This window comes from Hydrogenophaga sp. YM1 (assembly GCF_016903055.1).
Taxonomy (GTDB): Bacteria; Pseudomonadota; Gammaproteobacteria; order Burkholderiales; family Burkholderiaceae_C; genus Hydrogenophaga; species Hydrogenophaga borbori.
This window is the reverse complement of the sequence record NZ_CP070223.1, coordinates 998,803-1,017,241: the sequence shown is the minus strand read 5'-3', so window position 1 is coordinate 1,017,241 and position 18,439 is coordinate 998,803. Positions and strand designations below refer to the sequence as shown.

Sequence of the window (18,439 nt, the reverse complement as noted above, 5' to 3'; positions counted from 1 at the left end):
GGGAGACCGGGTGGTGCCGCTTGTCCGACTCGAACGGACGACCTATCGCTTACAAGGCGATTGCTCTACCAACTGAGCTAAAGCGGCCGGGGCAGCGATTCTAGGTTCACTTCACTCGCTTGAGCTGCGGCCGGCCACCCGGACGGCCAGGGCCATCACCGCCCGGCTCGGGCGGGGTCGGGTCGTCGGGCGTGACAGCCCGCAGCGAGGACGGCGGGGCAGGTTCCGCAGCCGCCGGCGGCTGCGAGGGCGCCGGCGCGGGAAAGGCCATGCCCTGCCCGTTCTCGCGCGCGTAGATCGCGATGACGTGGGTGATCGGCACCACGATCTCCCGCGACACGCCGCCGAAACGCGCCTTGAAGGTGATGTACTCGTTGTCCAGGCGCAGGTCCTTGGTGGCCTCCATGCTCACGTTGAGCACGATCTCGCCGTTGCGCACGAACTCCATCGGCACCTGCACCGAGGCATCCACGTGCACGGCGATGTAAGGCGAGTACCCGTTGTCGCTGCACCATTCGTACAGCGCCCGGATGAGGTAGGGGCGGGTCGACGGGACCGGTGGCTCTGCCTGGGTCATGGCGCTGCGGCGGAACGGGCGCGCCTTACTTGCGCATGACCTTCTCGGACGGCGTCAGCGCCTCGATGTAGGCCGGGCGCGAGAAGATGCGCTCCGCGTACTTCAGCAGCGGCGCGGCGTTCTTGCTGAGCTCGATGCCGTAGAAGTCCAGGCGCCACAGCAGCGGCGCAATCGCCACATCGAGCATGGAGAAGTTGTCGCCCAGCATGAACTTGTTCTTCATGAACACGGGCGCGAGCTGCGTGAGGCGGTCGCGGATGTGCGAGCGGGCCTTTTCCAGCGCCTTGTCGTTGCCCTTGCTGGTGCGCGATTCGAGCACCGACACGTGCGTGAACAGTTCCTTCTCGAAGTTGAGCAGGAACAGGCGCACGCGTGCGCGGTCCACCGGGTCGCCCGGCATGAGCTGCGGGTGCGGGAAGCGCTCGTCGATGTACTCGTTGATGATGTTCGACTCGTACAGGATCAGGTCGCGCTCGACCAGGATCGGCACCTGGCCGTACGGGTTCATCACGGCGATGTCTTCGGGCTTGTTGTACAAGTCGACGTCGCGGATCTCGAAGTCCATGCCCTTTTCGAACAGCACGAAGCGGCAGCGGTGCGAATAGGGGCAGGTGGTGCCCGAGTACAAAACCATCATGGTTGGCGTCTCCTGAAACAGAAAACAGTGGCTTGCGATTGTGCCGCTTGGGCACCGCAAGCCACTGTGGGCGACAAGGGGTGGGTTGCACCCCGAGACGAAGGCTTATTTGACGTCTTTCCAGTACGCGGCGTTGAGGCGCCAGGCGACGACGGTGAAGAAGCCGAGGAAGATCAGCACCCACACGCCGATGCGCACGCGGTTCTTCGCGGCGGGCTCGGCCATCCACTGGAGGTAGGCCACCAGGTCGCCGACGTTCTGGTCGTACTGGGCCTGGGTCATGGTGCCCGGCTTGACCTGTTCCCAGCCGCGCAGCACCTCGACTTCGTGGCCGTGGCTCTCCACCTTGTCGTAGACGGGCTTGCGCTCGCCCTGCAGCTCCCACAGCGGGTGCGGCATGCCGATGTTGGGGAAGGCTTTGTTGTTCCAGCCGGTGGGCTTGGTGTCGTCGCGGTAGTAGGTGCGCAGCAGGGTGTAGAGGTAGTCAGGGCCGCTGCCGGCCGAGCTGGCGCGCGAACGGGCCACCAGGGTCAGGTCGGGCGGCACCTTGCCGAACCAGTCCTTGGCCATCTTGGGGTCGATGGCCGCCTTCATGGTGTCGCCGATCTTGTCGGTGGCGAAGGTGAGGTTTTCGGCGATCTGCTTGTCGTTCAGGCCAATGTCGCGCAGGCGGTTGTAGCGCATGAAGGCCGCCGAGTGGCAGTTCAGGCAGTAGTTGACGAACAGCTTGGCGCCGTTCTGCAGCGCGGCCATGTCGTTGGTGCGTTGCGGGGCACGGTCCAGCGGGATGCCAGCGCCGGCGGCCAGGGCGGCGCCGCTCAGGCCCAGGGACAACGCGATGCCCAGAAGAATCTTTTTCATAACGTTCGCTCTCCGGATGTCGTCGCGTTGGCTCAGTGCGGCTGGAAGGTCACCCGGTCGGGGACCGGCTTGAACTCGCCCAGGCGGCTCCACCACGGCATCAGCAGGAAGAAGCCGAAGTAGAACAGGGTGCCCACCTGCGACACGCGCTCGCCGATCGGCGAGGGCGCCTGGATGCCCAGGTAGCCCAGCACGAAGAAGTTGATGACGAACACGGTGTAGAGCCACTTGTTCCAGCTCGGGCGGTAGCGGATCGACTTGACCGGGCTGTTGTCGAGCCAGGGCAGGAAGAACAGGATGATCACGGCGGCGCCCATGACGATCACGCCCCAGAACTTGGCGTCGTAGGTCAGCATGGCCGCCGACACCAGCAGGGCGGCGACCACGATCACGCCTTTGAGCGCCGCGTTGACGCGGGCCTTGATCAGGCCGAACACGGCGGCCAGCACCACGCAGGCGACCAGCACGTACATGAACTCGGCGGTGATGGCGCGCAGCATCGAATAGAACGGCGTGAAGTACCAGACCGGCGCGATGTGCAGCGGCGTGGTCAGCGGGTCGGCCGGGATGAAGTTGTTGAACTCCAGGAAGTAGCCGCCGAACTCGGGCGCGAAGAACACCACGGCCGAGAACACCATCAGGAAGACCGCCACGCCCAGGATGTCGTGCACGGTGTAGTAGGGGTGGAAGGGGATGCCGTCGACCGGCTTGCCCGACGCGTCCTTGTTGGCCTTGATCTCCACGCCGTCGGGGTTGTTGGAGCCCACTTCGTGCAGGGCGATGATGTGCGCCACCACCAGGCCCAGCAGCACCAGCGGCACCGCGATGACGTGAAAGCTGAAGAAGCGGTTCAGCGTGGCGTCGCCCACCACGTAGTCGCCGCGGATCAGCAGGGCCAGGTCAGGACCGATGTAGGGAATGGCGGAAAACAGGTTCACGATCACCTGGGCGCCCCAGTAGGACATCTGGCCCCAGGGCAGCAGGTAGCCCATGAAGGCCTCGGCCATCAGGCACAGGAAAATCGCGCAGCCGAACACCCAGACCAGCTCGCGCGGCTTGCGGTAGCTGCCGTACAGCAGGCCGCGGAACATGTGCAGGTAGACCACCACGAAGAACGCCGAGGCGCCGGTGGAGTGCATGTAGCGGATCAGCCAGCCCCAGGGCACGTCGCGCATGATGTACTCGACCGAGGCGAAGGCCACGTTCGCGTCGGGCTTGTAGTGCATCACCAGGAAGATGCCGGTGACGATCTGGATGACCAGCACCAGCAGCGCCAGCGAACCGAAGAAGTACCAGAAGTTGAAGTTCTTCGGCGCGTAGTACTCGGCGAGGTGCTCGTTGTAGAGCTTGGAGAGCGGGAACCGGTTGTCGACCCAGTTCAGCGCCTTCTGGCTCAGCGGTGCGTCGGGGGAGATTTCTTTGAATTCGGCCATGGCTTGCGTGCCTCGATGTTCCGTGGGTGTTCAGGCTCGATGGCGCGGCCTCAGGCCGGCTTTTCCTCGCCGATCAGCAGCATGTTGTCGGAGACGTAGTAATGCGGCGGGATCTCGAGGTTGTCGGGCGCGGGCTTGTTCTGGAACACGCGGCCGGCCAGGTCGAAGGTCGAGCCGTGGCAGGCGCAGAGGAAGCCACCCAGCCAGTTGTCCGGCAGCGAGGGCTGCGGGCCGGGCGTGAACTTGTCGCCAGGCGAGCAGCCCAGATGGGTGCAGATGCCGATGGCCACGAGGATTTCGGGCTTGATCGAGCGGGTGCGGTTCTTCGCGTACTCGGGCGTGGGGAACGCGGTGCGCTCGGACTTCGGGTCGGCCAGCTGGGCCTCGTCCTTCTCCAGCGTCGCCAGCTGCTCGGGCGTGCGGCGCATCACCCACACCGGCTTGCCGCGCCATTCCACGATGCGCTTCTCGCCCGGGGCGATGGTGGAGACGTCCACCTGAACCGCCGCGCCTGCAGCCTTGGCGCGCTCGGAGGGCTGGAAGGAACTCACGAAGGGCACGGCGACAGCCGCGGCACCCACGCCACCCATGGCGCAGGAGGTGATCAGCCAGGTCCGGCGACTGTTGTCCACAGCGGCCTTGCCTTGGTTGGCGGGAGCTTCACTCATGGGGGACTTTCTCGTCTTGCGGGAGGGGAATCAGGGACAACCCGGCATTGTACTGGACCATGTCAAGGGTCCAGCCAGGTTTTGCCCGGGGCCCGCCACCGGGGCGCGCCGGAATTCGCGTGTGACAATGCGCGCCCGACCACTACCCCCCGGAGAAGGCACATGGGCATGATGCAGGAGTTCAAGGAATTCGCCGTCAAGGGCAATGTCATCGATCTGGCCGTGGGCGTGATCATCGGCGGCGCCTTCGGCAAGATCGTCGGCTCGCTGGTGGACGACGTGATCATGCCGGTGGTGGGCCTGGTGTTCGGCAAGCTTGACTTCAGCAACCTGTTCCTGGTGCTGGGCACGGCACCGGAGGGCACGGCCCGCACCCTGGCGGCCATGAAACAGGCCGGCGTGCCGGTGCTGGCCTATGGCAGCTTCATCACCGTGGCCATCAACTTCTTCATCCTGGCGTTCATCATTTTCCTGATGATCAAGCAGGTCAACCGCCTCAAGCGCGAGACCCCGCCGGCCCCCCCGGCACCGCCCGCCGCGCCGCCCGAGGACATCGTCCTGCTGCGCGAGATCCGCGACAGCCTCAAGAAGTAAGGCCGGCACCCTCCGGGGCCGCGGCCATCGCGGCGTCGATGGCCGCCAGCAGGCTGTCAGCGCTGGCGCGCCCGCTGCCGGCGATGTCGAACGCCGTGCCATGGTCCGGGCTGGTGCGCACGAACGGCAGGCCCAGGGTGGTGTTCACGCCGTGCTCCAGGCCCAGCAGCTTCACGGGAATGAGCCCCTGGTCGTGGTACATCGCCACGACCACGTCGAAGGCGCCCTGGCGCGCCCGCATGAACACGGTGTCCGGCGGATGCGGCCCGCTGGCCGCGATGCCCAGGTCGCGCGCCGCCCGCACAGCGGGTTCGATCGCTTCGATCTCCTCGCGCCCGAACAGCCCACCCTCTCCCGCGTGCGGGTTCAGCCCAGCCACTGCAATGCGGGGCTGCGCCAGGCCGGCGCGGCGGAAATGGGCGTCGGTGGTGCGGATCGTCTCCAGCACACCCTCGGTCGTCACCGCGGCCAGGGCATCGCGCAGCGAGACGTGGATGCTCACCAGCACCGTGGCCAGGCCAGGCGCGCTGAGCATCATGCGCACCGGCAATGCCGCCACGGGCACGCCCTGGTGCCGCGCCGCGAGGGCCTGCAGCAACTCGGTGTGGCCGGGGTAGGGTTCGCCGGCCGCCGCCAGTGCCTCCTTGTGGATCGGTGCCGTGACCAGGGCGCGCGCCCGGCCGTCCAGCGCCGCCTGGGCCCCCTGGCGAATGGCCGCCGCCGCCGCCCGGCCCGCCGCCGCGCTCACCTGGCCCCAGGCGGGTGGCGCCAGGGCGTCGCCCGCCTGCCACACGCCCACGGCGCCGGGCGGCAGTCCGGCCCATTGGGCGGGTTCTTCCAGCTCGGCCAGCACCAGGCCGCCCTCGGCCGAGTCGGGCACCACGCCCAGCCGCGCCGCGCGCCGCAGACAGGCCATGTCGCCCACCACCACCACCTCGCGCCGCAGCGCGGGCCGCTCGCGCAAGGCGCGCCACACGATCTCGGGGCCGATGCCCGCGGGATCGCCCATGCTGATCAGGACCGGGCGCTTCGCCATCACGCGGGGTTGGGAATGTCGATGAAGCGGTGCTCGAGACCCAGCGCCGAGGCCACGTGGGCGGCGACGGCGGGGGCGCCGTAGCGCTCGCTGGCGTGGTGACCGCAGGCCAGGTAGGCCACGCCGCATTCGCGGGCGTAGTGGGCCTGGGGCTCGGAGATCTCGCCGGTGATGAAGGCGTCGGCGCCGGCCGCGATGGCGGCCTCGAAATAGCCCTGAGCCCCGCCCGTGCACAGCCCGATGCGGCGCACCGTGTGGCCCGGCGGCGCCACCAGCGTCACCGGCCGGCCCAGGGCCTGTTCCACATGGGCCGCCAGCGCCTCGGCCGGCGCCGCGGGGCGCTGCCCCATGAAGCCCAGCGATTGGTCGCCGAAGCGCACACCGTCCTCCAGCGCGATGTCCAGCACCCGGGCGAGTTGCGCGTTGTTGCCCAGCGTGGGGTGGGCGTCCAGCGGCAGGTGGTAGGCGATCAGGTTGATGTCATGCGCCAGCAGGCGCGACAGGCGCTGCTTCATCCAGCCGGTGACCCGCCCGTCCTGGCCGCGCCAGAACAGCCCGTGGTGCACGAAGATGGCGTCGGCTTGCATCTCGATCGCGGCCTCGATCAGCGCCAGGCTGGCGGTGACGCCGCTGATCAGCCGGCGAACCTGCGCCCGCCCCTCCACCTGCAGGCCATTGGGCCCGTAGTCCTTGAACGGCGCGGGCTGCAGCAAGGCGTCGAAGGCGTGAACCAGGGTGTCTCGGGAGGTGCTCATGGGGAAAGCCTGCGCGCGGCGGCTTGAAATGCGGCATTCTGACAGCCACATATCCCTCAGCCGAATGCGGGACAATTCCGCTCTTTCCTCCGCCGACTTTTCCATGAAACGACTCTGGCTCGTGTTTGCCCAAACCGTCACCGTGCTGGTGGCGGTGTTCTTCGTGGTGGCCACGCTGCAGCCGCAGTGGTTGGGCCGGCGCTCGCTGCCCTCGGTGGTGCCGGTGTTCGAGGCGCCGTCCAGCGCGCCCGCCGCGGCCGACCCGGGCACCGTGAGCCTGCGCGCCGCCGCCAAGACCGCCTCGCCGCCGGTGGTGAGCATCAACACCAGCAAGGCGCCCGCCAACAACCCGCACAGCGTCGACCCCTGGTTCCGCTTCTTCTTCGGCGACCAGGCCAACAGCCAACCGCAGACCGGCCTGGGCTCGGGCGTGATCGTCAGCCCCGCCGGCTACGTGCTCACCAACAACCACGTGGTCGAAGAAGCCGACGAGATTCAGGTGAGCCTGAACGACGGCCGTCAGGCCGCCGCCAAGGTGATCGGCACCGACCCCGAGACCGATCTCGCCGTGCTCAAGATCGAGCTGACCGACCTCCCGGTCATCACCCTGGGCAACTCCGACGCCCTGCAGGTCGGCGACCCGGTGCTGGCGATCGGCAACCCCTTCGGCGTGGGCCAGACCGTCACCAGCGGCATCGTCAGCGCCCTAGGCCGCACCCAGCTCGGCATCAACACCTTCGAGAACTTCATCCAGACCGACGCGGCCATCAACCCGGGCAACTCGGGCGGCGCCCTGGTCGACGTGCAAGGGCACCTGATGGGCATCAACACCGCCATCTACTCGCGCTCGGGCGGCTCCATGGGCATCGGCTTCGCCATCCCCACGTCCACCGCGCGCAGCGTGATGGAGGCCATCGTCAAGGAGGGCAAGGTCACGCGCGGCTGGATCGGCGTGGAGCCGCAGGACCTCACGCCCGAACTCGCCGAGAGCTTCGGCGTGGGCCGGCGCAGCGGCGTCATCATCACCGGTGTGCTGCAGAACGGCCCGGCGGCCCAGGCCGGCATTCGCCCGGGCGACGTGATCACGGCCGTGAAGGGCCAGGAAGTGAAGAACGTGCCGCAGCTACTGGCCGCCGTGGCGGCGCTGCCGCCGGGCGAGAAGGCCCGCCTCGACGTGCTGCGCCGCGAGGCCTCGATGCAGATCGAGGTGACGCCAGGCCGGCGCAACATCGCGCAGCAGACCATCAACCGCCGCTGAGGCCCGTGGCCTGCGCCGCGTCCGCCGTCAGGAGGCGGTCTTCTCGTCGCTGGCTTCTTCGCCCTCGGCCTGTGTGCGCTTGACGAACACCTGCGCGCCCCAGATGCCGGCTTCATAGAGCACGATCATGGGCACCGCCAGCGCCAGTTGCGAGATCACGTCGGGCGGCGTGACGATTGCGGCGACGATGAAGGCGATGACGATGAAATAGCCGCGGAAGTCCCGCAGCTTCTGCACCGACACCATGCCCATCTTCACCAGCAGCACCACCACGATGGGCACCTGGAACGCCAGGCCGAAAGCCAGGTACAGGCCCAGGATCGCCTCCACGTAGGAGGCGATGTCGGGCGTGGCGGCCACGCTGGCGGGCGTGAACTTCTGGATGAAGCCGAACATCTTGTCGAGCACGAAGAACTGCACGAACGCGATGCCCGCGTAGGCCAGCAGGCTGCCCAGGATGATCAGCGGCACGGCGAACCGCTTCTCGTGGCTGTACAGGCCCGGCGCGATGAAGGACCAGAGCTGGTACATCCACCAGGGCAGCGACAGCAGCACCGCCGCCATGGCCAGCACCTTCAACGGCACGAAGAAGGGCGAGAACACGCCCACGGCGATCAGTCGCGCTTCGGGCGGCATGTGGGCGCGGATGGGAATGGCGATCAGGTCGATGAGACCGCTGGGGCCGGGCCACAGGGCCAGTGCGGCCATGCACACGGCCAGACCGATGATGCTGTAGATCATGCGGTCGCGCAGCTCCATCAGGTGCTGCACGAAAGGCTGTTCGGTACCGGCCAGCTCGTCGTCGGAATCGGGCTTGTTGGACATCAGGGCTTGCTGGACGGGCGGGGCCGGAAACGCGCCACGCGCGCGGCGCCCGACTGGGTGCGGGTGCGCACGCCCGTGCGCGCCTTGAACCACTGCGGCACGGCCTTCTGCTTCAGGCGAAAGTTCTTCTTCGGGTGCCGGTAGACCGGGTACACCCCTTGCCCGATGGCGTTCATGGCGTCCGCCTCGGTGGGCTCTCGCAGGGGTTCGTTGTCGAGGCCGGCGGTGGCGTCCGACCAGGATTTCTCGAAATCGCTGGCGCCGGACTCCACGGAGGACTGCACGTCGCGCGCCGCGGTCTCCACCGAGTCCTTCATCTTCTTGAGCTCTTCGAGCTCCATGGACCGGCTGACCTCGGCCTTGACGTCCGCCACGTAGCGCTGGGCCTTGCCCAGCAGGGCGCCCACGGTGCGCGCCACGCGCGGCAGCTTCTCGGGGCCGATGACGATGAGCGCCACCGCGCCGATGAGCGCGAGCTTGGATATGCCGAGGTCGATCATGGATCAGCCGCTGCGCCAGCGGCCCCGCCCGGAACGCCCGCGGGGATCACGGGCCAGGAAGGGGCGCAGGCGAGGCGCCTCAGCTCTTTTGCTTGGCTTCGACGTCGATGGTGCCCTTGTCCGCAGAGCTGTTCTGCGTGACCTGGGCCGTGGGCGCGGCGGTGGTGTCGGCGGCGTTCTGGCCACCTTCCTTCATGCCGTCCTTGAAGCCCTTGACGGCGCCACCGAGGTCGGAGCCGATGTTCTTGAGTTTCTTGGTCCCGAACACCATGACCACGATGAGCAGCACGATGAGCCAGTGCCAGATGGAAAACGTACCCATGTCAATCTCCAGAGAGGTGGGGTGAGCGCGCGCGCAATCCTGGGATTCTAAGCCGCCACCCGGGGTTCAACCGGCCGTCCCGGCATGACACAGCCGGCCGCAGGGATCAGCCCCGGACCCAGGGGCGGGGACCGCCGATCACGTGCAGGTGCAGGTGGTGGACTTCCTGGCCACCCTCCTGGCCCGTGTTGCACACGATGCGGAATCCGCCTTCGGGATAGGGGTTGCAGCCCTGCTCCATCGCCAGCCTGGGGGCCAGGGTGAGCAGGCGGCCCATCAGGCGCTCATGCTCGGGCCCGACCTGGGCCATGGACGGGATGTGCGCCTTGGGCACCATGAGAAAGTGCACCGGCGCCCAGGGATTGATGTCGTGGAAGGCGAACACCTCCTCGTCCTCGTAGACCTTGCGGGACGGGATCTGGCCGGCGACGATCTTGCAGAAGATGCAGTTCGGGTCGTGTGCGCTCATGTGTCGTTGGCCTTATTGCGGCATGGGGCGGTTGGCATTCATGTTCACCATGCCCTTGACGATGCGGTAGAGGAACCAGATCGAGATCAAGCACCAGGCGATCCAGCCGGGCACGAAGAGCAGCAGCCAGAGCGGGATCGTCACCACGTACAGGATGGCCGCCCAGATGACCGAGCGGATGCGCCAGGAGAAGTGACTGGCCTGCCAGGTGCCGGCGGCCTCGCCCTGCTTCACCAGGTCGATGATCAGCGCCACGATGAGCAGCGCGATGCCCGGCTGCGCCGAGGGCAGCACCGCGCCCACCGCCACGATGAGGTGCAGGATGTAGCTGAGCCAGCCCACGCTCTTGAGCGACTGGGCTTTCTCGCTGTCGGTGGTTTCCACGTCGATCACGTCGCTCACGGCATCACTCCTTCGCTTCGCGTTCGCGCACCTTGCGCAGGGCTTTCTCTTCCAGGCCGCTCAGGCCTTCGCGGCGCACCAGCTCGGCCACCACGTCGGACGGCCCGAGCCCGAAATGGGCCAGGGCGATCATGCTGTGAAACCAGAGGTCGGCGGTTTCGTTCACCAGCTTCTGGCGGTCGCCGCCGCCGTGCTCCAGGTCCTTGGCGGCCATCACGGCCTCGGTCGCTTCCTCGCCGATTTTCTTGAGGAAGGCCTCGGGGCCCTTGTGCAGCAGGCGCGCGACGTAGCTTTTCTCGGGATCGCCACCGTTCGCGGGCTTGCGGCTCTCGATCACGGCGGCCAGACGGGCCAGGTCGTCGGTGCTGGTCAATTGGATACCTCCGCGCAGCGCGCTGCGGTGCGAGCGACTTCGGGCGGCCGTGCGTCGCTCATGGCCTATTTGTAGATGGATTCCGGGTCTTTCAAGACCGGTTCCACGGTGACCCATTGGCCGTTCTCGTGGCGCTGGAAGAAACAGCTGTGCCGGCCGGTGTGGCAGGCGATGCCCGGCTCGTGACCGAGCTGCGTGACCTTGAGCAACACCACGTCGTTGTCGCAGTCCAGGCGGATGTCGTGCACGGTCTGCACGTGGCCGGACTCCTCGCCCTTGAACCAGAGCTTGCGGCGCGAGCGGCTGTAGTACACCGCCCGGCCCAGTTCGGCGGTCTTGTGCAGCGCCTCGCGGTTCATCCAGGCGAACATCAGCACATCGCCGGAGGCGGCTTCCTGCGCGATCACGGGCACCAGGCCCTGCTCGTCCCATTTCACGGCGTCGAGCCAGTCCATCACAACCTCACCGGAATGCCGCGCTCGGCCATGCGGGCCTTGGCCTGCGCGACCGTGTATTCACCGTAGTGGAAGATACTGGCGGCCAGCACCGCGTCGGCGCCGCCTTGCTGCACGCCGTCGGCCAGATGGTCCAGGTTGCCCACGCCGCCGGAGGCGATGACGGGCACGCTCACCGCGTCGGCCACGGCGCGCGTGAGCGCCAGATCGAAACCCGACTTGGTGCCGTCGCGGTCCATGCTGGTGAGCAGGATCTCGCCGGCGCCGAAATCGGCCATCTGCCTGGCCCAGGCCACGGCGTCGAGCCCGGTGTTCTTGCGCCCGCCGTGGCTGTAGACGTCCCAGCCCTGGCCGTCGGCACGGCGCTTGGCGTCGATGGCGACCACGATGCACTGCGCGCCGTACTTGTCGGAGGCGTCGCGGATGACCTGCGGGTTGGCGATGGCCGCCGAATTGAAGCTGGTCTTGTCGGCGCCCGCGTTGAGCAGGCGGCGCACGTCTTCCACGGTGCGCACACCGCCGCCCACGGTGAGCGGGATGAAGACCTGCGAGGCCACGGCCTCGATGATGGGCAGGATCAGGTCGCGGCCGTCGCTGGTGGCGGTGATGTCGAGGAAGGTGAGCTCGTCGGCGCCCTGCTCGTTGTAGCGCGCCGCGATTTCCACCGGGTCGCCCGCGTCGCGCAGTTCGACGAAGTTCACGCCCTTGACGACGCGGCCACCGGTGACGTCCAGGCAGGGGATGATGCGTTTGGCAAGCATCAGGTCTCAGCCATTCAATTCGTCCGCGAGCTTCTGCGCGGCCTCGAAATCGAGGTCCCCGCTGTAGATGGAGCGGCCGCAGATCACGCCCTCCACGCCCTCGTCTTCCACCGCGCAGAGCTGGCGGATGTCGTCGAGCTTGGACAGGCCACCCGAGGCGATAACCGGGATGGACAGGGACTGCGCCAGCTTGACCGTGGCCTCGATGTTGATGCCGCTGAGCATGCCATCGCGCCCGATGTCGGTGTAGATGACGGATTCGACGCCGTAGTCTTCGAACTTCTTCGCCAGGTCGACCACCTCGTGGCCGGTGAGCTTGCTCCAGCCGTCGGTGGCGACCTTGCCGTCCTTGGCGTCCAGGCCCACGATGATGTGGCCGCCGAAGGCCGTGCAGGCGTCCTGCAGGAAGCCGGGGTTCTTCACCGCCGCGGTGCCGATGATCACGTAGCGCAGACCGGCGTCCAGGTAGCGCTCGATGGTGTCGAGGTCGCGGATGCCGCCGCCGAGCTGCACATCCACCTCGCTGCCGATCTCTTTGAGGATGGCACGGATGGCCTGCTCGTTCTTCGGCTTGCCCGCGAAGGCGCCGTTCAGGTCGACCAGGTGCACGCGGCGCGCGCCCTTGTCGACCCAGTTGCGCGCCATGGCGGCCGGGTCGTCACTGAACACCGTGGATTGGTCCATGTCGCCCTGTTTGAGGCGAACGCAGTGGCCGTCCTTGAGGTCGATGGCGGGAATCAGCAGCATGGTCTTGGGCAGGCGCGGGTGCGCGGCTCAGGGGTTCCAGTGGAGGAAGTTGCGGTAGAGCGCGAGGCCTTGGTCCGCGCTCTTTTCGGGGTGGAACTGGGTCGCAAAAATGTTAGCGCGCGACACCGCGGCTGCAAAGCGGCCGCCGTAGTCCGCTTCGCCGACCACGTGCTCGGGCCGCTCGGGCCGCGCGTAGTAGCTGTGCACGAAATAGAAGTAGGCCCCGTCGGCGATGCCCGCCCACAAGGGGTGCACGCCGCGACCCAGGTCGTGGAAGACCTGGTTCCAGCCCATCTGCGGCACCTTGTAGCGGCTGCCGTCGGGCTGGCGCTGGCCTTCCAGCTCGAAGCGCACCACCCGGCCGGGAATCAGGCCCAGGCCGTCGGTGGGCCCTTCGTCGCTGCGGTCCAGCAGCATCTGCATGCCCACGCAGACGCCGAACAGGGGTTTGTGCGCGCAGGCGTGCAGCACCGCGTCCTTCAGGCCCGAGGCCGCGAGCGCGCGCATGCAGTCGCCCATGTGGCCCTGGCCAGGCAGCACCACGCGCTCGGCGGCCATCACGTCTTCGGGGCGCTGGGTCACGACCACTTCCACGCCGCTGCCGCGCGCGGCATGCAGCACGGCCTGCGAGACCGAACGCAGATTGCCGCTCTCGTAGTCGACGACGGCGACCGTCCTGGCTTTCATCACGGGGAAAGGAACGGGTTCAGAGCGAACCTTTGGTGGAGGGGATCACGTCGCCCAGGCGGGGATCGCGCTCGAGGGCGAAACGCACGGCGCGCGCGAAGGCCTTGAACACCGTCTCGGCCTGGTGGTGCGCGTTCTCACCGTGCAGGTTGTCCACGTGCAGCGTGACACCGGCGTGGTTGACGAAGCCCTGGAAGAACTCGTAGGTGAGCTGGGTGTCGAAGGCGCCGATCATGCCGGCCTTGAAGGGCACGCGCATGTGCAGGCCGGGGCGGCCGGAGAAGTCGATCACCACGCGCGAGAGCGCCTCGTCGAGCGGCACGTAGGCGTGACCGTAGCGGCGAATGCCCTTCTTGTCGCCCACGGCCTTGGCGAAGGCCTGACCCAGGCTGATGCCCACGTCCTCCACGGTGTGGTGGCCATCGATGTGCAGGTCGCCCTTGGCGATGATCTCCAGATCGATCAGGCCGTGGCGCGCGATCTGGTCGAGCATGTGGTCGAAGAAACCAATGCCGGTGGACAGCACGGCGACGCCGCTGCCGTCCAGGTTGATGCGCACGCCGATCTGCGTTTCGTTGGTGTTGCGCTGCACCTGGGCGGCGCGGTCATTCGGACCCGGCGGGGGAAAAGTGGGCGTGGTGGAAGTCATATGGCGGTCTGCAGGGCCTGGATGAGCCGGGCATTCTCGTCGGGGGTACCCACGGTGAGCCGCAGGCACTGGGCCAGCAGCGGGTGCATTTTAGAAACATTCTTCACGAGCAAACCGCGTGCCTTGAGGCCGTCGAAGGCGCGCTGCGCGTCGGGCACGCGCACCAGCACCATGTTGGCCTCGCTGGCGAAGGCCCGGACGCCGGGCAGGCGGGCCAGCGCGGCCATCAGCGCCTCGCGCTGCTCGCGGATCACGCCCGCCTGCTGGGCGAACACCTCGGCGTGCTCCAGCGCGAACAGCGCGCACTCCGCGTTGAGCACGCTCACGTTGTAAGGCGGGCGCAGCTTGTCGAACTCGTGCACCAGGGCCGCCGGGCCCAGCAGGTAGCCGATGCGCACGCCGGCCAGACCGAACTTGGAGAGCGTGCGCATGAGCAGCACGTGCGCGTTGGCCTCGGGATGGGCGCGCATCTCGTCCAACCAGGTGTGGCTGGAGAAGGGCTGGTAGGCCTCGTCCACCACCACCAGCCCGCCGAAGCGGGCGGCCTCGGCGATGAGGCGGCGCATGACGTCCGGGTCGAAGCGGTTGGCCGTAGGATTGTTCGGGTAGGCCAGGTAGGTGATGGCGGGCTGGTGCGCGCGCATCGCGGCCCGCATGGCGGCCTCGTCGAGCGCGAAGTCGGCGGTGAGCGGCACGCCGTGGAAGGCCAGGCCCTGCAATTGCGCGCTCATGGCGTACATCACGAAGCCGGGCAGCGGGGCCAGCAGGCTGGCGCCGGGCAGGTCGCAGCCCATGGCCAGCAGGGAGATCAGTTCGTCGGAACCGTTGCCCAGCATCAGCGCGTGGCCGGCGGGCAGGTCAACGTAACGCTCCAGCGCGCGCTTGAGTTCGTCGATGCGCGCGCCAGGGTAGCGGTTGATGGCCACGGCGCCCAGGCGCCGGCCCAGCTCGGCCTGCAGCTCGAGCGGCAGCGGGAAGGGGTTCTCCATCGCGTCCAGCTTGACCAGGCCGGCCGATTCCTGGATGGCGTAGGCCTGCATGGACTGGATGTCCTGGCGGATGCGCGCGAGCGGGTTGGGGTTCACGGGGCTGTTCATCGGGCATCGCCTCGCATCGGGGGCACGGTGGGCAGGCGCAGTTCGGCGGCGCGCGCGTGCGCCTGCAGGCCTTCGCCGTAGGCCAGTTCGGCGGCCACGGCGCCCAGGGTCTGCGCGCCCCGCTCGCTCACCTCGATCAGGCTGCTGCGCTTCTGGAAGTCGTAGACACCCAGCGGCGAGGAAAACCGCGCGGTGCCGCTGGTGGGCAGCACGTGGTTGGGGCCGGCGCAGTAGTCACCCAGGCTTTCGCTGGTGTAGGCACCCAGGAAGATGGCGCCCGCGTGCTTGAGCAGCGGTTCCCAGCGGTGCGGCTCGGCGCTGGAGACCTCCAGGTGCTCGGGCGCGATGCGGTTGCTGATGGCGCAGGCCTCGTCCATGTCGCGCGTGAGGATGAGCGCGCCGCGGTCGTTGAGGCTTTTGGCGATGATGGCCGCGCGCGGCATGGTGGGCAGCAGGCGGTGGATCGCGGCCTGCACGGCCTCGATGTAGGCCGCGTCGGGGCACAGCAGGATGCTCTGCGCGAGCTCGTCGTGCTCGGCCTGGCTGAACAGGTCCATGGCCACCCAGTCGGCCGGCGTGCTGCCGTCGGCCAGCACCAGAATCTCGCTCGGGCCCGCGATCATGTCGATGCCCACGGTGCCGAAGACGCGCTTCTTGGCGCTGGCCACGTAGGCGTTGCCCGGGCCGGTGATCTTGTCGACCTTGGGCACGGTGGCCGTGCCATAGGCCAGCGCGGCCACGGCCTGGGCGCCACCGATGGTGAAGGCGCGCGTGACACCGGCCACGTGGGCCGCCGCGAGCACGAGCTCGTTGCGCTCGCCGCGCGTGGCGGTGGCGGCGCCGCTGCCGCCTTCCACGCCACCGGTCGCCACGCTGCCGCGCACGGGCGTGGGCACCACCATGACGATCTCGGGCACACCGGCCACGTGCGCGGGCACGGCGTTCATGATCAGGCTGGACGGATAGGCCGCCTTGCCGCCGGGCACGTAGATGCCCACGCGGTCCAGTGGCGTGACCTTCTGGCCGAGCAGGGTGCCGTCCTCGTCGCGGTAGCTCCAGCTCTCGCCGTTGGCCTTCTTCTGCGCCTCGTGGTAGCGCCGCACGCGCGCGGCCGCGGACTGCAGGGCTTCGCGCTGGGCGGCGGGCAAGGCGTCGAAGGCGGCCTTGAAATCGGCCTGGCTGAGTTCGAGCTCGGCCACGCCAGTGGCCCGCAGGCCGTCGAAGCGCGCCGTGTACTCCAGCACGGCGGCGTCGCCGCGCTGGCGCACATCGGCCAGGATATCGGCCACCCGCTGCTCGATCGCGTGGTCCGTCTCGCTCGACCAATGCAGGCGCTCGGCAAAGCGCGCCTCGAAATCGGGCTGGGCGGTGGACAGGCGAAGGGGCTGGGCGGTCAGGGTCATGCGGTGGCGGGCTCCACGGCCCGGGCGAAGGCGTCGATGAGCGGGCGCAGCCGCGCCTGCTTGAGCTTGAGCGCGGCCTGGTTGACCACCAGGCGCGAGCTGATGTCCATGATGCGTTCGACCTCGATCAGGTTGTTGGCCTTGAGCGTGTTGCCGGTGGACACCAGGTCCACGATGGCGTCGGCCAGACCGGTGAGCGGGGCCAGTTCCATGCTGCCGTAGAGCTTGATCAGGTCCACGTGCACGCCCTTGCTGGCGAAGAACTCGCGCGCGATGGCCGTGTACTTGGTGGCCACGCGCAGGCGCGAGCCCTGGCGCACGGCCGAGGCGTAGTCGAAGTCGGCCCGCACGGCCACGCTGACGCGGCAACGCGCGATGTTGAGGTCCAGCGGCTGGTACAGGCCCTGGCCGCCGTGCTCGATCAGCGTGTCCTTGCCGGTCACGCCGAGGTCGGCGCCGCCGTGCTCCACGTAGGTGGGCACGTCGGTGGCGCGCACCAGCACCACGCGAACGTCTTCCTGGCTGGTGGGCAGGATGAGCTTGCGCGACTTCTCGGGATCTTCGAGCACCTCGATGCCGGCCGCGCGCAGCAGCGGCAGGGTCTCGTCGAAGATGCGGCCCTTGGACAGGGCAAGCGTGATGGACGGGCTCATTTGACGCGCTCGATGTCGGCGCCGATGGCGCGCAGCTTCACTTCCATCTGGTCGTAACCGCGGTCCAGGTGGTAGATGCGGTCGACGGTGGTCTCGCCCTCGGCCACCAGGCCGGCGATCACCAGGCTGGCCGAGGCGCGCAGGTCGGTGGCCATCACGGTGGCGCCGGACAGGCGCGGCACCCCCTCCACCATCGCCACCTTGCCCTCGGTCTGGATGCGCGCGCCGAGGCGCACCAGCTCGTTCACGTGCATGAAGCGGTTTTCGAAAATGGTTTCGGTCACCTTGCTGGCGCCCTCGGCGATGCAGTTGACGGTCATGAACTGCGCCTGCATGTCGGTGGGAAAGCCCGGGTACTCGGTGGTGCGGAAGCTCTGCGCCTTCATACGGCCCGAGGCGCGGATGCGGATGAAAGGCCCGGCCGCGTTGGCGCCGGCCTCGATCTCCGCGCCCGCCTCGGTGAGCTTGTCGATCACCGCGTCCAGGTGGTCGGCGCGACCGCAGCGCAGCAGCACGTCGCCGCCGGTGGCGGCCACGGCGCACAGGAAGGTGCCGGCTTCGATGCGGTCGGCCACCACCTGGTGGTCGCAGCCGCCCAGGCGGTCCACGCCCTGGACGTGGATGCGGCTGGTGCCGTGGCCTTCGATCTTCGCGCCCATGCGGATCAGCATCTCGGCGAGGTCGGTCACCTCGGGCTCCTGGGCGGCGTTCTCCAGCAGGGTCTCGCCCTCGGCCAGGGCCGCGGCCATCAGGAAGTTCTCGGTGCCGGTGACGGTGACCATGTCGGTGGCGATGCGCGCGCCGTGCAGGCGCGCGCGGCCCTGGGGCAGGCGCGCCACCATGTAGCCGTGCTCGACCACGATCTCGGCGCCCATGGCCTGCATGCCCTTGATGTGCTGGTCCACCGGGCGCGAGCCGATGGCGCAGCCACCAGGCAGCGACACGCGCGCGCGCCCGAAGCGCGCCAGCAGCGGCCCCAGCACCAGCACCGAGGCGCGCATGGTCTTCACCAGGTCGTACGGCGCCTCGGGATTCAGGCCATCCGGCGCCTGCAGCCGGATGCCGCCGCGCTCGCCCAGCGTGTCGGTGCGCACGCCCATGTTGTTGAGCAGCTGGCGCATGGTGGCCACGTCGCGCAGGCGCGGCACGTTGGTCAGCGTCACCGCCTCGTCGGTGAGCAGGGCGGCGCACAGCTCGGGCAGCGCGGCGTTCTTGGCACCGGAAATCGGCACCTCGCCGCTGAGCTTGCGGCCGCCGCGGATCAGCAGTTTGTCCAT

General features: G+C 68.3%; 24 protein-coding genes and 1 tRNA gene. 2 read left to right on the top strand and 23 right to left on the bottom strand.

The features are described 5' to 3' along the window. Window positions 1-11: 11 nt before the first annotated feature. The 6 genes from JNX00_RS05000 to petA all read right to left on the bottom strand — a co-directional run bounded on the left by JNX00_RS05000 (window position 12) and on the right by petA (window position 4,176). A tRNA-Thr gene (locus tag JNX00_RS05000) sits at window positions 12-87 on the bottom strand. 19 nt (window positions 88-106) lie between these two features. Beyond that, entirely contained in the window at window positions 107-577 is a 471-nt protein-coding gene (locus tag JNX00_RS04995) for a ClpXP protease specificity-enhancing factor (protein WP_070399125.1), read from the bottom strand. 25 nt (window positions 578-602) lie between these two features. After that, window positions 603-1,214: a glutathione S-transferase N-terminal domain-containing protein gene (locus tag JNX00_RS04990; RefSeq protein WP_070399126.1), complete on the bottom strand. Its 612-nt coding sequence runs from the start codon at window positions 1,212-1,214 to the stop codon at window positions 603-605. A 105-nt stretch (window positions 1,215-1,319) separates the two neighbouring features. Next, on the bottom strand, window positions 1,320-2,075 hold the full coding sequence (locus JNX00_RS04985; RefSeq protein WP_070399127.1) for a cytochrome c1: 756 nt from the start codon (window positions 2,073-2,075) through the stop codon (window positions 1,320-1,322). Window positions 2,076-2,107: 32 nt separating this feature from the next. Next, window positions 2,108-3,508 (bottom strand): cytochrome bc complex cytochrome b subunit, encoded by a 1,401-nt coding sequence (locus tag JNX00_RS04980; RefSeq protein ID WP_204744284.1) that lies wholly within the window; start codon window positions 3,506-3,508, stop codon window positions 2,108-2,110. 50 nt (window positions 3,509-3,558) lie between these two features. Continuing rightward, window positions 3,559-4,176 (bottom strand): ubiquinol-cytochrome c reductase iron-sulfur subunit, encoded by a 618-nt coding sequence (gene petA / locus JNX00_RS04975; RefSeq protein WP_070399129.1) that lies wholly within the window; start codon window positions 4,174-4,176, stop codon window positions 3,559-3,561. A 162-nt stretch (window positions 4,177-4,338) separates the two neighbouring features. On the opposite strand from petA, the gene mscL reads away from it, so the two are divergent. Continuing rightward, window positions 4,339-4,770 carry a large conductance mechanosensitive channel protein MscL gene (gene mscL, locus JNX00_RS04970; protein WP_070399130.1) on the top strand — a complete coding sequence of 144 codons (432 nt, stop codon included), beginning with the start codon at window positions 4,339-4,341 and terminating at the stop codon, window positions 4,768-4,770. Here mscL and pdxA read toward each other — a convergent pair. Together pdxA and JNX00_RS04960 are read right to left on the bottom strand one after the other, a co-directional pair. Continuing rightward, a complete protein-coding gene (pdxA, locus tag JNX00_RS04965) occupies window positions 4,760-5,806 on the bottom strand; it encodes a 4-hydroxythreonine-4-phosphate dehydrogenase PdxA (RefSeq protein ID WP_204744283.1) in 1,047 nt (348 codons plus the stop codon). The genes mscL and pdxA overlap by 11 nt on opposite strands. Next, window positions 5,806-6,561: a Nif3-like dinuclear metal center hexameric protein gene (locus JNX00_RS04960; RefSeq protein ID WP_204744282.1), complete on the bottom strand. Its 756-nt coding sequence runs from the start codon at window positions 6,559-6,561 to the stop codon at window positions 5,806-5,808. The genes pdxA and JNX00_RS04960 overlap by 1 nt, the downstream gene beginning before the upstream one ends. A gap of 103 nt (window positions 6,562-6,664) precedes the next feature. Here JNX00_RS04960 and JNX00_RS04955 point away from each other — a divergent pair, with 103 nt between their 5' ends. Next, entirely contained in the window at window positions 6,665-7,819 is a 1,155-nt protein-coding gene (locus JNX00_RS04955; protein ID WP_204744281.1) for a Do family serine endopeptidase, read from the top strand. Window positions 7,820-7,846: 27 nt separating this feature from the next. On the opposite strand, the gene tatC is transcribed toward JNX00_RS04955, so the two are convergent. The 15 genes from tatC to murA all read right to left on the bottom strand — a co-directional run bounded on the left by tatC (window position 7,847) and on the right by murA (window position 18,439). Continuing rightward, the gene (tatC, locus tag JNX00_RS04950) at window positions 7,847-8,644 is read right to left on the bottom strand and encodes a twin-arginine translocase subunit TatC (protein WP_204744280.1); all 798 of its coding nucleotides are present in this window, start codon (window positions 8,642-8,644) and stop codon (window positions 7,847-7,849) included. Continuing rightward, the gene (gene tatB / locus JNX00_RS04945; protein WP_204744279.1) at window positions 8,644-9,144 is read right to left on the bottom strand and encodes a Sec-independent protein translocase protein TatB; all 501 of its coding nucleotides are present in this window, start codon (window positions 9,142-9,144) and stop codon (window positions 8,644-8,646) included. The genes tatC and tatB overlap by 1 nt, the downstream gene beginning before the upstream one ends. Before the next feature lie 79 nt (window positions 9,145-9,223). Beyond that, window positions 9,224-9,466 (bottom strand): Sec-independent protein translocase subunit TatA, encoded by a 243-nt coding sequence (gene tatA, locus JNX00_RS04940; RefSeq protein WP_070399134.1) that lies wholly within the window; start codon window positions 9,464-9,466, stop codon window positions 9,224-9,226. Between the two features lie 106 nt (window positions 9,467-9,572). Continuing rightward, on the bottom strand, window positions 9,573-9,935 hold the full coding sequence (locus JNX00_RS04935; protein ID WP_204744278.1) for a histidine triad nucleotide-binding protein: 363 nt from the start codon (window positions 9,933-9,935) through the stop codon (window positions 9,573-9,575). A gap of 12 nt (window positions 9,936-9,947) precedes the next feature. Then, complete coding sequence (locus tag JNX00_RS04930) at window positions 9,948-10,337, bottom strand: hypothetical protein (protein ID WP_070399136.1); 390 nt, start codon at window positions 10,335-10,337, stop codon at window positions 9,948-9,950. A gap of 4 nt (window positions 10,338-10,341) precedes the next feature. Next, window positions 10,342-10,710, bottom strand: a complete 369-nt coding sequence (locus JNX00_RS04925; protein ID WP_175442834.1) for a phosphoribosyl-ATP diphosphatase — start codon at window positions 10,708-10,710, stop codon at window positions 10,342-10,344. Window positions 10,711-10,775: 65 nt separating this feature from the next. Further along, window positions 10,776-11,165 (bottom strand): phosphoribosyl-AMP cyclohydrolase, encoded by a 390-nt coding sequence (gene hisI, locus JNX00_RS04920; protein WP_204744277.1) that lies wholly within the window; start codon window positions 11,163-11,165, stop codon window positions 10,776-10,778. Beyond that, on the bottom strand, window positions 11,165-11,926 hold the full coding sequence (hisF, locus tag JNX00_RS04915; protein ID WP_070399138.1) for an imidazole glycerol phosphate synthase subunit HisF: 762 nt from the start codon (window positions 11,924-11,926) through the stop codon (window positions 11,165-11,167). The genes hisI and hisF overlap by 1 nt, the downstream gene beginning before the upstream one ends. A 6-nt stretch (window positions 11,927-11,932) precedes the next feature. After that, window positions 11,933-12,673, bottom strand: coding sequence for a 1-(5-phosphoribosyl)-5-[(5-phosphoribosylamino)methylideneamino]imidazole-4-carboxamide isomerase (gene hisA, locus JNX00_RS04910; protein WP_070399139.1), 741 nt, complete (start codon window positions 12,671-12,673; stop codon window positions 11,933-11,935). A 27-nt stretch (window positions 12,674-12,700) separates the two neighbouring features. Continuing rightward, on the bottom strand, window positions 12,701-13,360 hold the full coding sequence (gene hisH, locus JNX00_RS04905; protein WP_204744276.1) for an imidazole glycerol phosphate synthase subunit HisH: 660 nt from the start codon (window positions 13,358-13,360) through the stop codon (window positions 12,701-12,703). Between the two features lie 19 nt (window positions 13,361-13,379). Next, window positions 13,380-14,009, bottom strand: coding sequence for an imidazoleglycerol-phosphate dehydratase HisB (hisB, locus tag JNX00_RS04900; protein ID WP_070399141.1), 630 nt, complete (start codon window positions 14,007-14,009; stop codon window positions 13,380-13,382). Further along, window positions 14,006-15,106 (bottom strand): histidinol-phosphate transaminase, encoded by a 1,101-nt coding sequence (hisC, locus tag JNX00_RS04895; protein ID WP_204744275.1) that lies wholly within the window; start codon window positions 15,104-15,106, stop codon window positions 14,006-14,008. The genes hisB and hisC overlap by 4 nt, the downstream gene beginning before the upstream one ends. Then, window positions 15,103-16,509 carry a histidinol dehydrogenase gene (gene hisD, locus JNX00_RS04890; RefSeq protein WP_204744274.1) on the bottom strand — a complete coding sequence of 469 codons (1,407 nt, stop codon included), beginning with the start codon at window positions 16,507-16,509 and terminating at the stop codon, window positions 15,103-15,105. Before hisD ends, hisC begins: the two co-directional genes overlap by 4 nt. Continuing rightward, on the bottom strand, window positions 16,506-17,162 hold the full coding sequence (gene hisG / locus JNX00_RS04885) for an ATP phosphoribosyltransferase (RefSeq protein WP_070399144.1): 657 nt from the start codon (window positions 17,160-17,162) through the stop codon (window positions 16,506-16,508). The genes hisD and hisG overlap by 4 nt, the downstream gene beginning before the upstream one ends. Continuing rightward, window positions 17,159-18,439 carry a UDP-N-acetylglucosamine 1-carboxyvinyltransferase gene (gene murA / locus JNX00_RS04880; RefSeq protein WP_070399145.1) on the bottom strand — a complete coding sequence of 427 codons (1,281 nt, stop codon included), beginning with the start codon at window positions 18,437-18,439 and terminating at the stop codon, window positions 17,159-17,161. The genes hisG and murA overlap by 4 nt, the downstream gene beginning before the upstream one ends.

Excerpts from the sequence above, each read along its gene's own strand:
- JNX00_RS04995 (WP_070399125.1), bottom strand. The coding sequence starts at position 577 with ATGACCCAGGCAGAGCCACCGGTCCCGTCGACCCGCCCCTACCTCATC.
- JNX00_RS04990 (WP_070399126.1), bottom strand. The coding sequence starts at position 1,214 with ATGATGGTTTTGTACTCGGGCACCACCTGCCCCTATTCGCACCGCTGC.
- JNX00_RS04985 (WP_070399127.1), bottom strand. The coding sequence starts at position 2,075 with ATGAAAAAGATTCTTCTGGGCATCGCGTTGTCCCTGGGCCTGAGCGGC.
- JNX00_RS04980 (WP_204744284.1), bottom strand. The coding sequence starts at position 3,508 with ATGGCCGAATTCAAAGAAATCTCCCCCGACGCACCGCTGAGCCAGAAG.
- petA (WP_070399129.1), bottom strand. The coding sequence starts at position 4,176 with ATGAGTGAAGCTCCCGCCAACCAAGGCAAGGCCGCTGTGGACAACAGT.
- mscL (WP_070399130.1), top strand. The coding sequence starts at position 4,339 with ATGGGCATGATGCAGGAGTTCAAGGAATTCGCCGTCAAGGGCAATGTC.
- pdxA (WP_204744283.1), bottom strand. The coding sequence starts at position 5,806 with ATGGCGAAGCGCCCGGTCCTGATCAGCATGGGCGATCCCGCGGGCATC.
- JNX00_RS04960 (WP_204744282.1), bottom strand. The coding sequence starts at position 6,561 with ATGAGCACCTCCCGAGACACCCTGGTTCACGCCTTCGACGCCTTGCTG.
- JNX00_RS04955 (WP_204744281.1), top strand. The coding sequence starts at position 6,665 with ATGAAACGACTCTGGCTCGTGTTTGCCCAAACCGTCACCGTGCTGGTG.
- tatC (WP_204744280.1), bottom strand. The coding sequence starts at position 8,644 with ATGTCCAACAAGCCCGATTCCGACGACGAGCTGGCCGGTACCGAACAG.
- tatB (WP_204744279.1), bottom strand. The coding sequence starts at position 9,144 with ATGATCGACCTCGGCATATCCAAGCTCGCGCTCATCGGCGCGGTGGCG.
- tatA (WP_070399134.1), bottom strand. The coding sequence starts at position 9,466 with ATGGGTACGTTTTCCATCTGGCACTGGCTCATCGTGCTGCTCATCGTG.
- JNX00_RS04935 (WP_204744278.1), bottom strand. The coding sequence starts at position 9,935 with ATGAGCGCACACGACCCGAACTGCATCTTCTGCAAGATCGTCGCCGGC.
- hisI (WP_204744277.1), bottom strand. The coding sequence starts at position 11,165 with ATGGACTGGCTCGACGCCGTGAAATGGGACGAGCAGGGCCTGGTGCCC.
- hisF (WP_070399138.1), bottom strand. The coding sequence starts at position 11,926 with ATGCTTGCCAAACGCATCATCCCCTGCCTGGACGTCACCGGTGGCCGC.
- hisA (WP_070399139.1), bottom strand. The coding sequence starts at position 12,673 with ATGCTGCTGATTCCCGCCATCGACCTCAAGGACGGCCACTGCGTTCGC.
- hisH (WP_204744276.1), bottom strand. The coding sequence starts at position 13,360 with ATGAAAGCCAGGACGGTCGCCGTCGTCGACTACGAGAGCGGCAATCTG.
- hisB (WP_070399141.1), bottom strand. The coding sequence starts at position 14,009 with ATGACTTCCACCACGCCCACTTTTCCCCCGCCGGGTCCGAATGACCGC.
- hisC (WP_204744275.1), bottom strand. The coding sequence starts at position 15,106 with ATGAACAGCCCCGTGAACCCCAACCCGCTCGCGCGCATCCGCCAGGAC.
- hisD (WP_204744274.1), bottom strand. The coding sequence starts at position 16,509 with ATGACCCTGACCGCCCAGCCCCTTCGCCTGTCCACCGCCCAGCCCGAT.
- hisG (WP_070399144.1), bottom strand. The coding sequence starts at position 17,162 with ATGAGCCCGTCCATCACGCTTGCCCTGTCCAAGGGCCGCATCTTCGAC.
- murA (WP_070399145.1), bottom strand. The coding sequence starts at position 18,439 with ATGGACAAACTGCTGATCCGCGGCGGCCGCAAGCTCAGCGGCGAGGTG.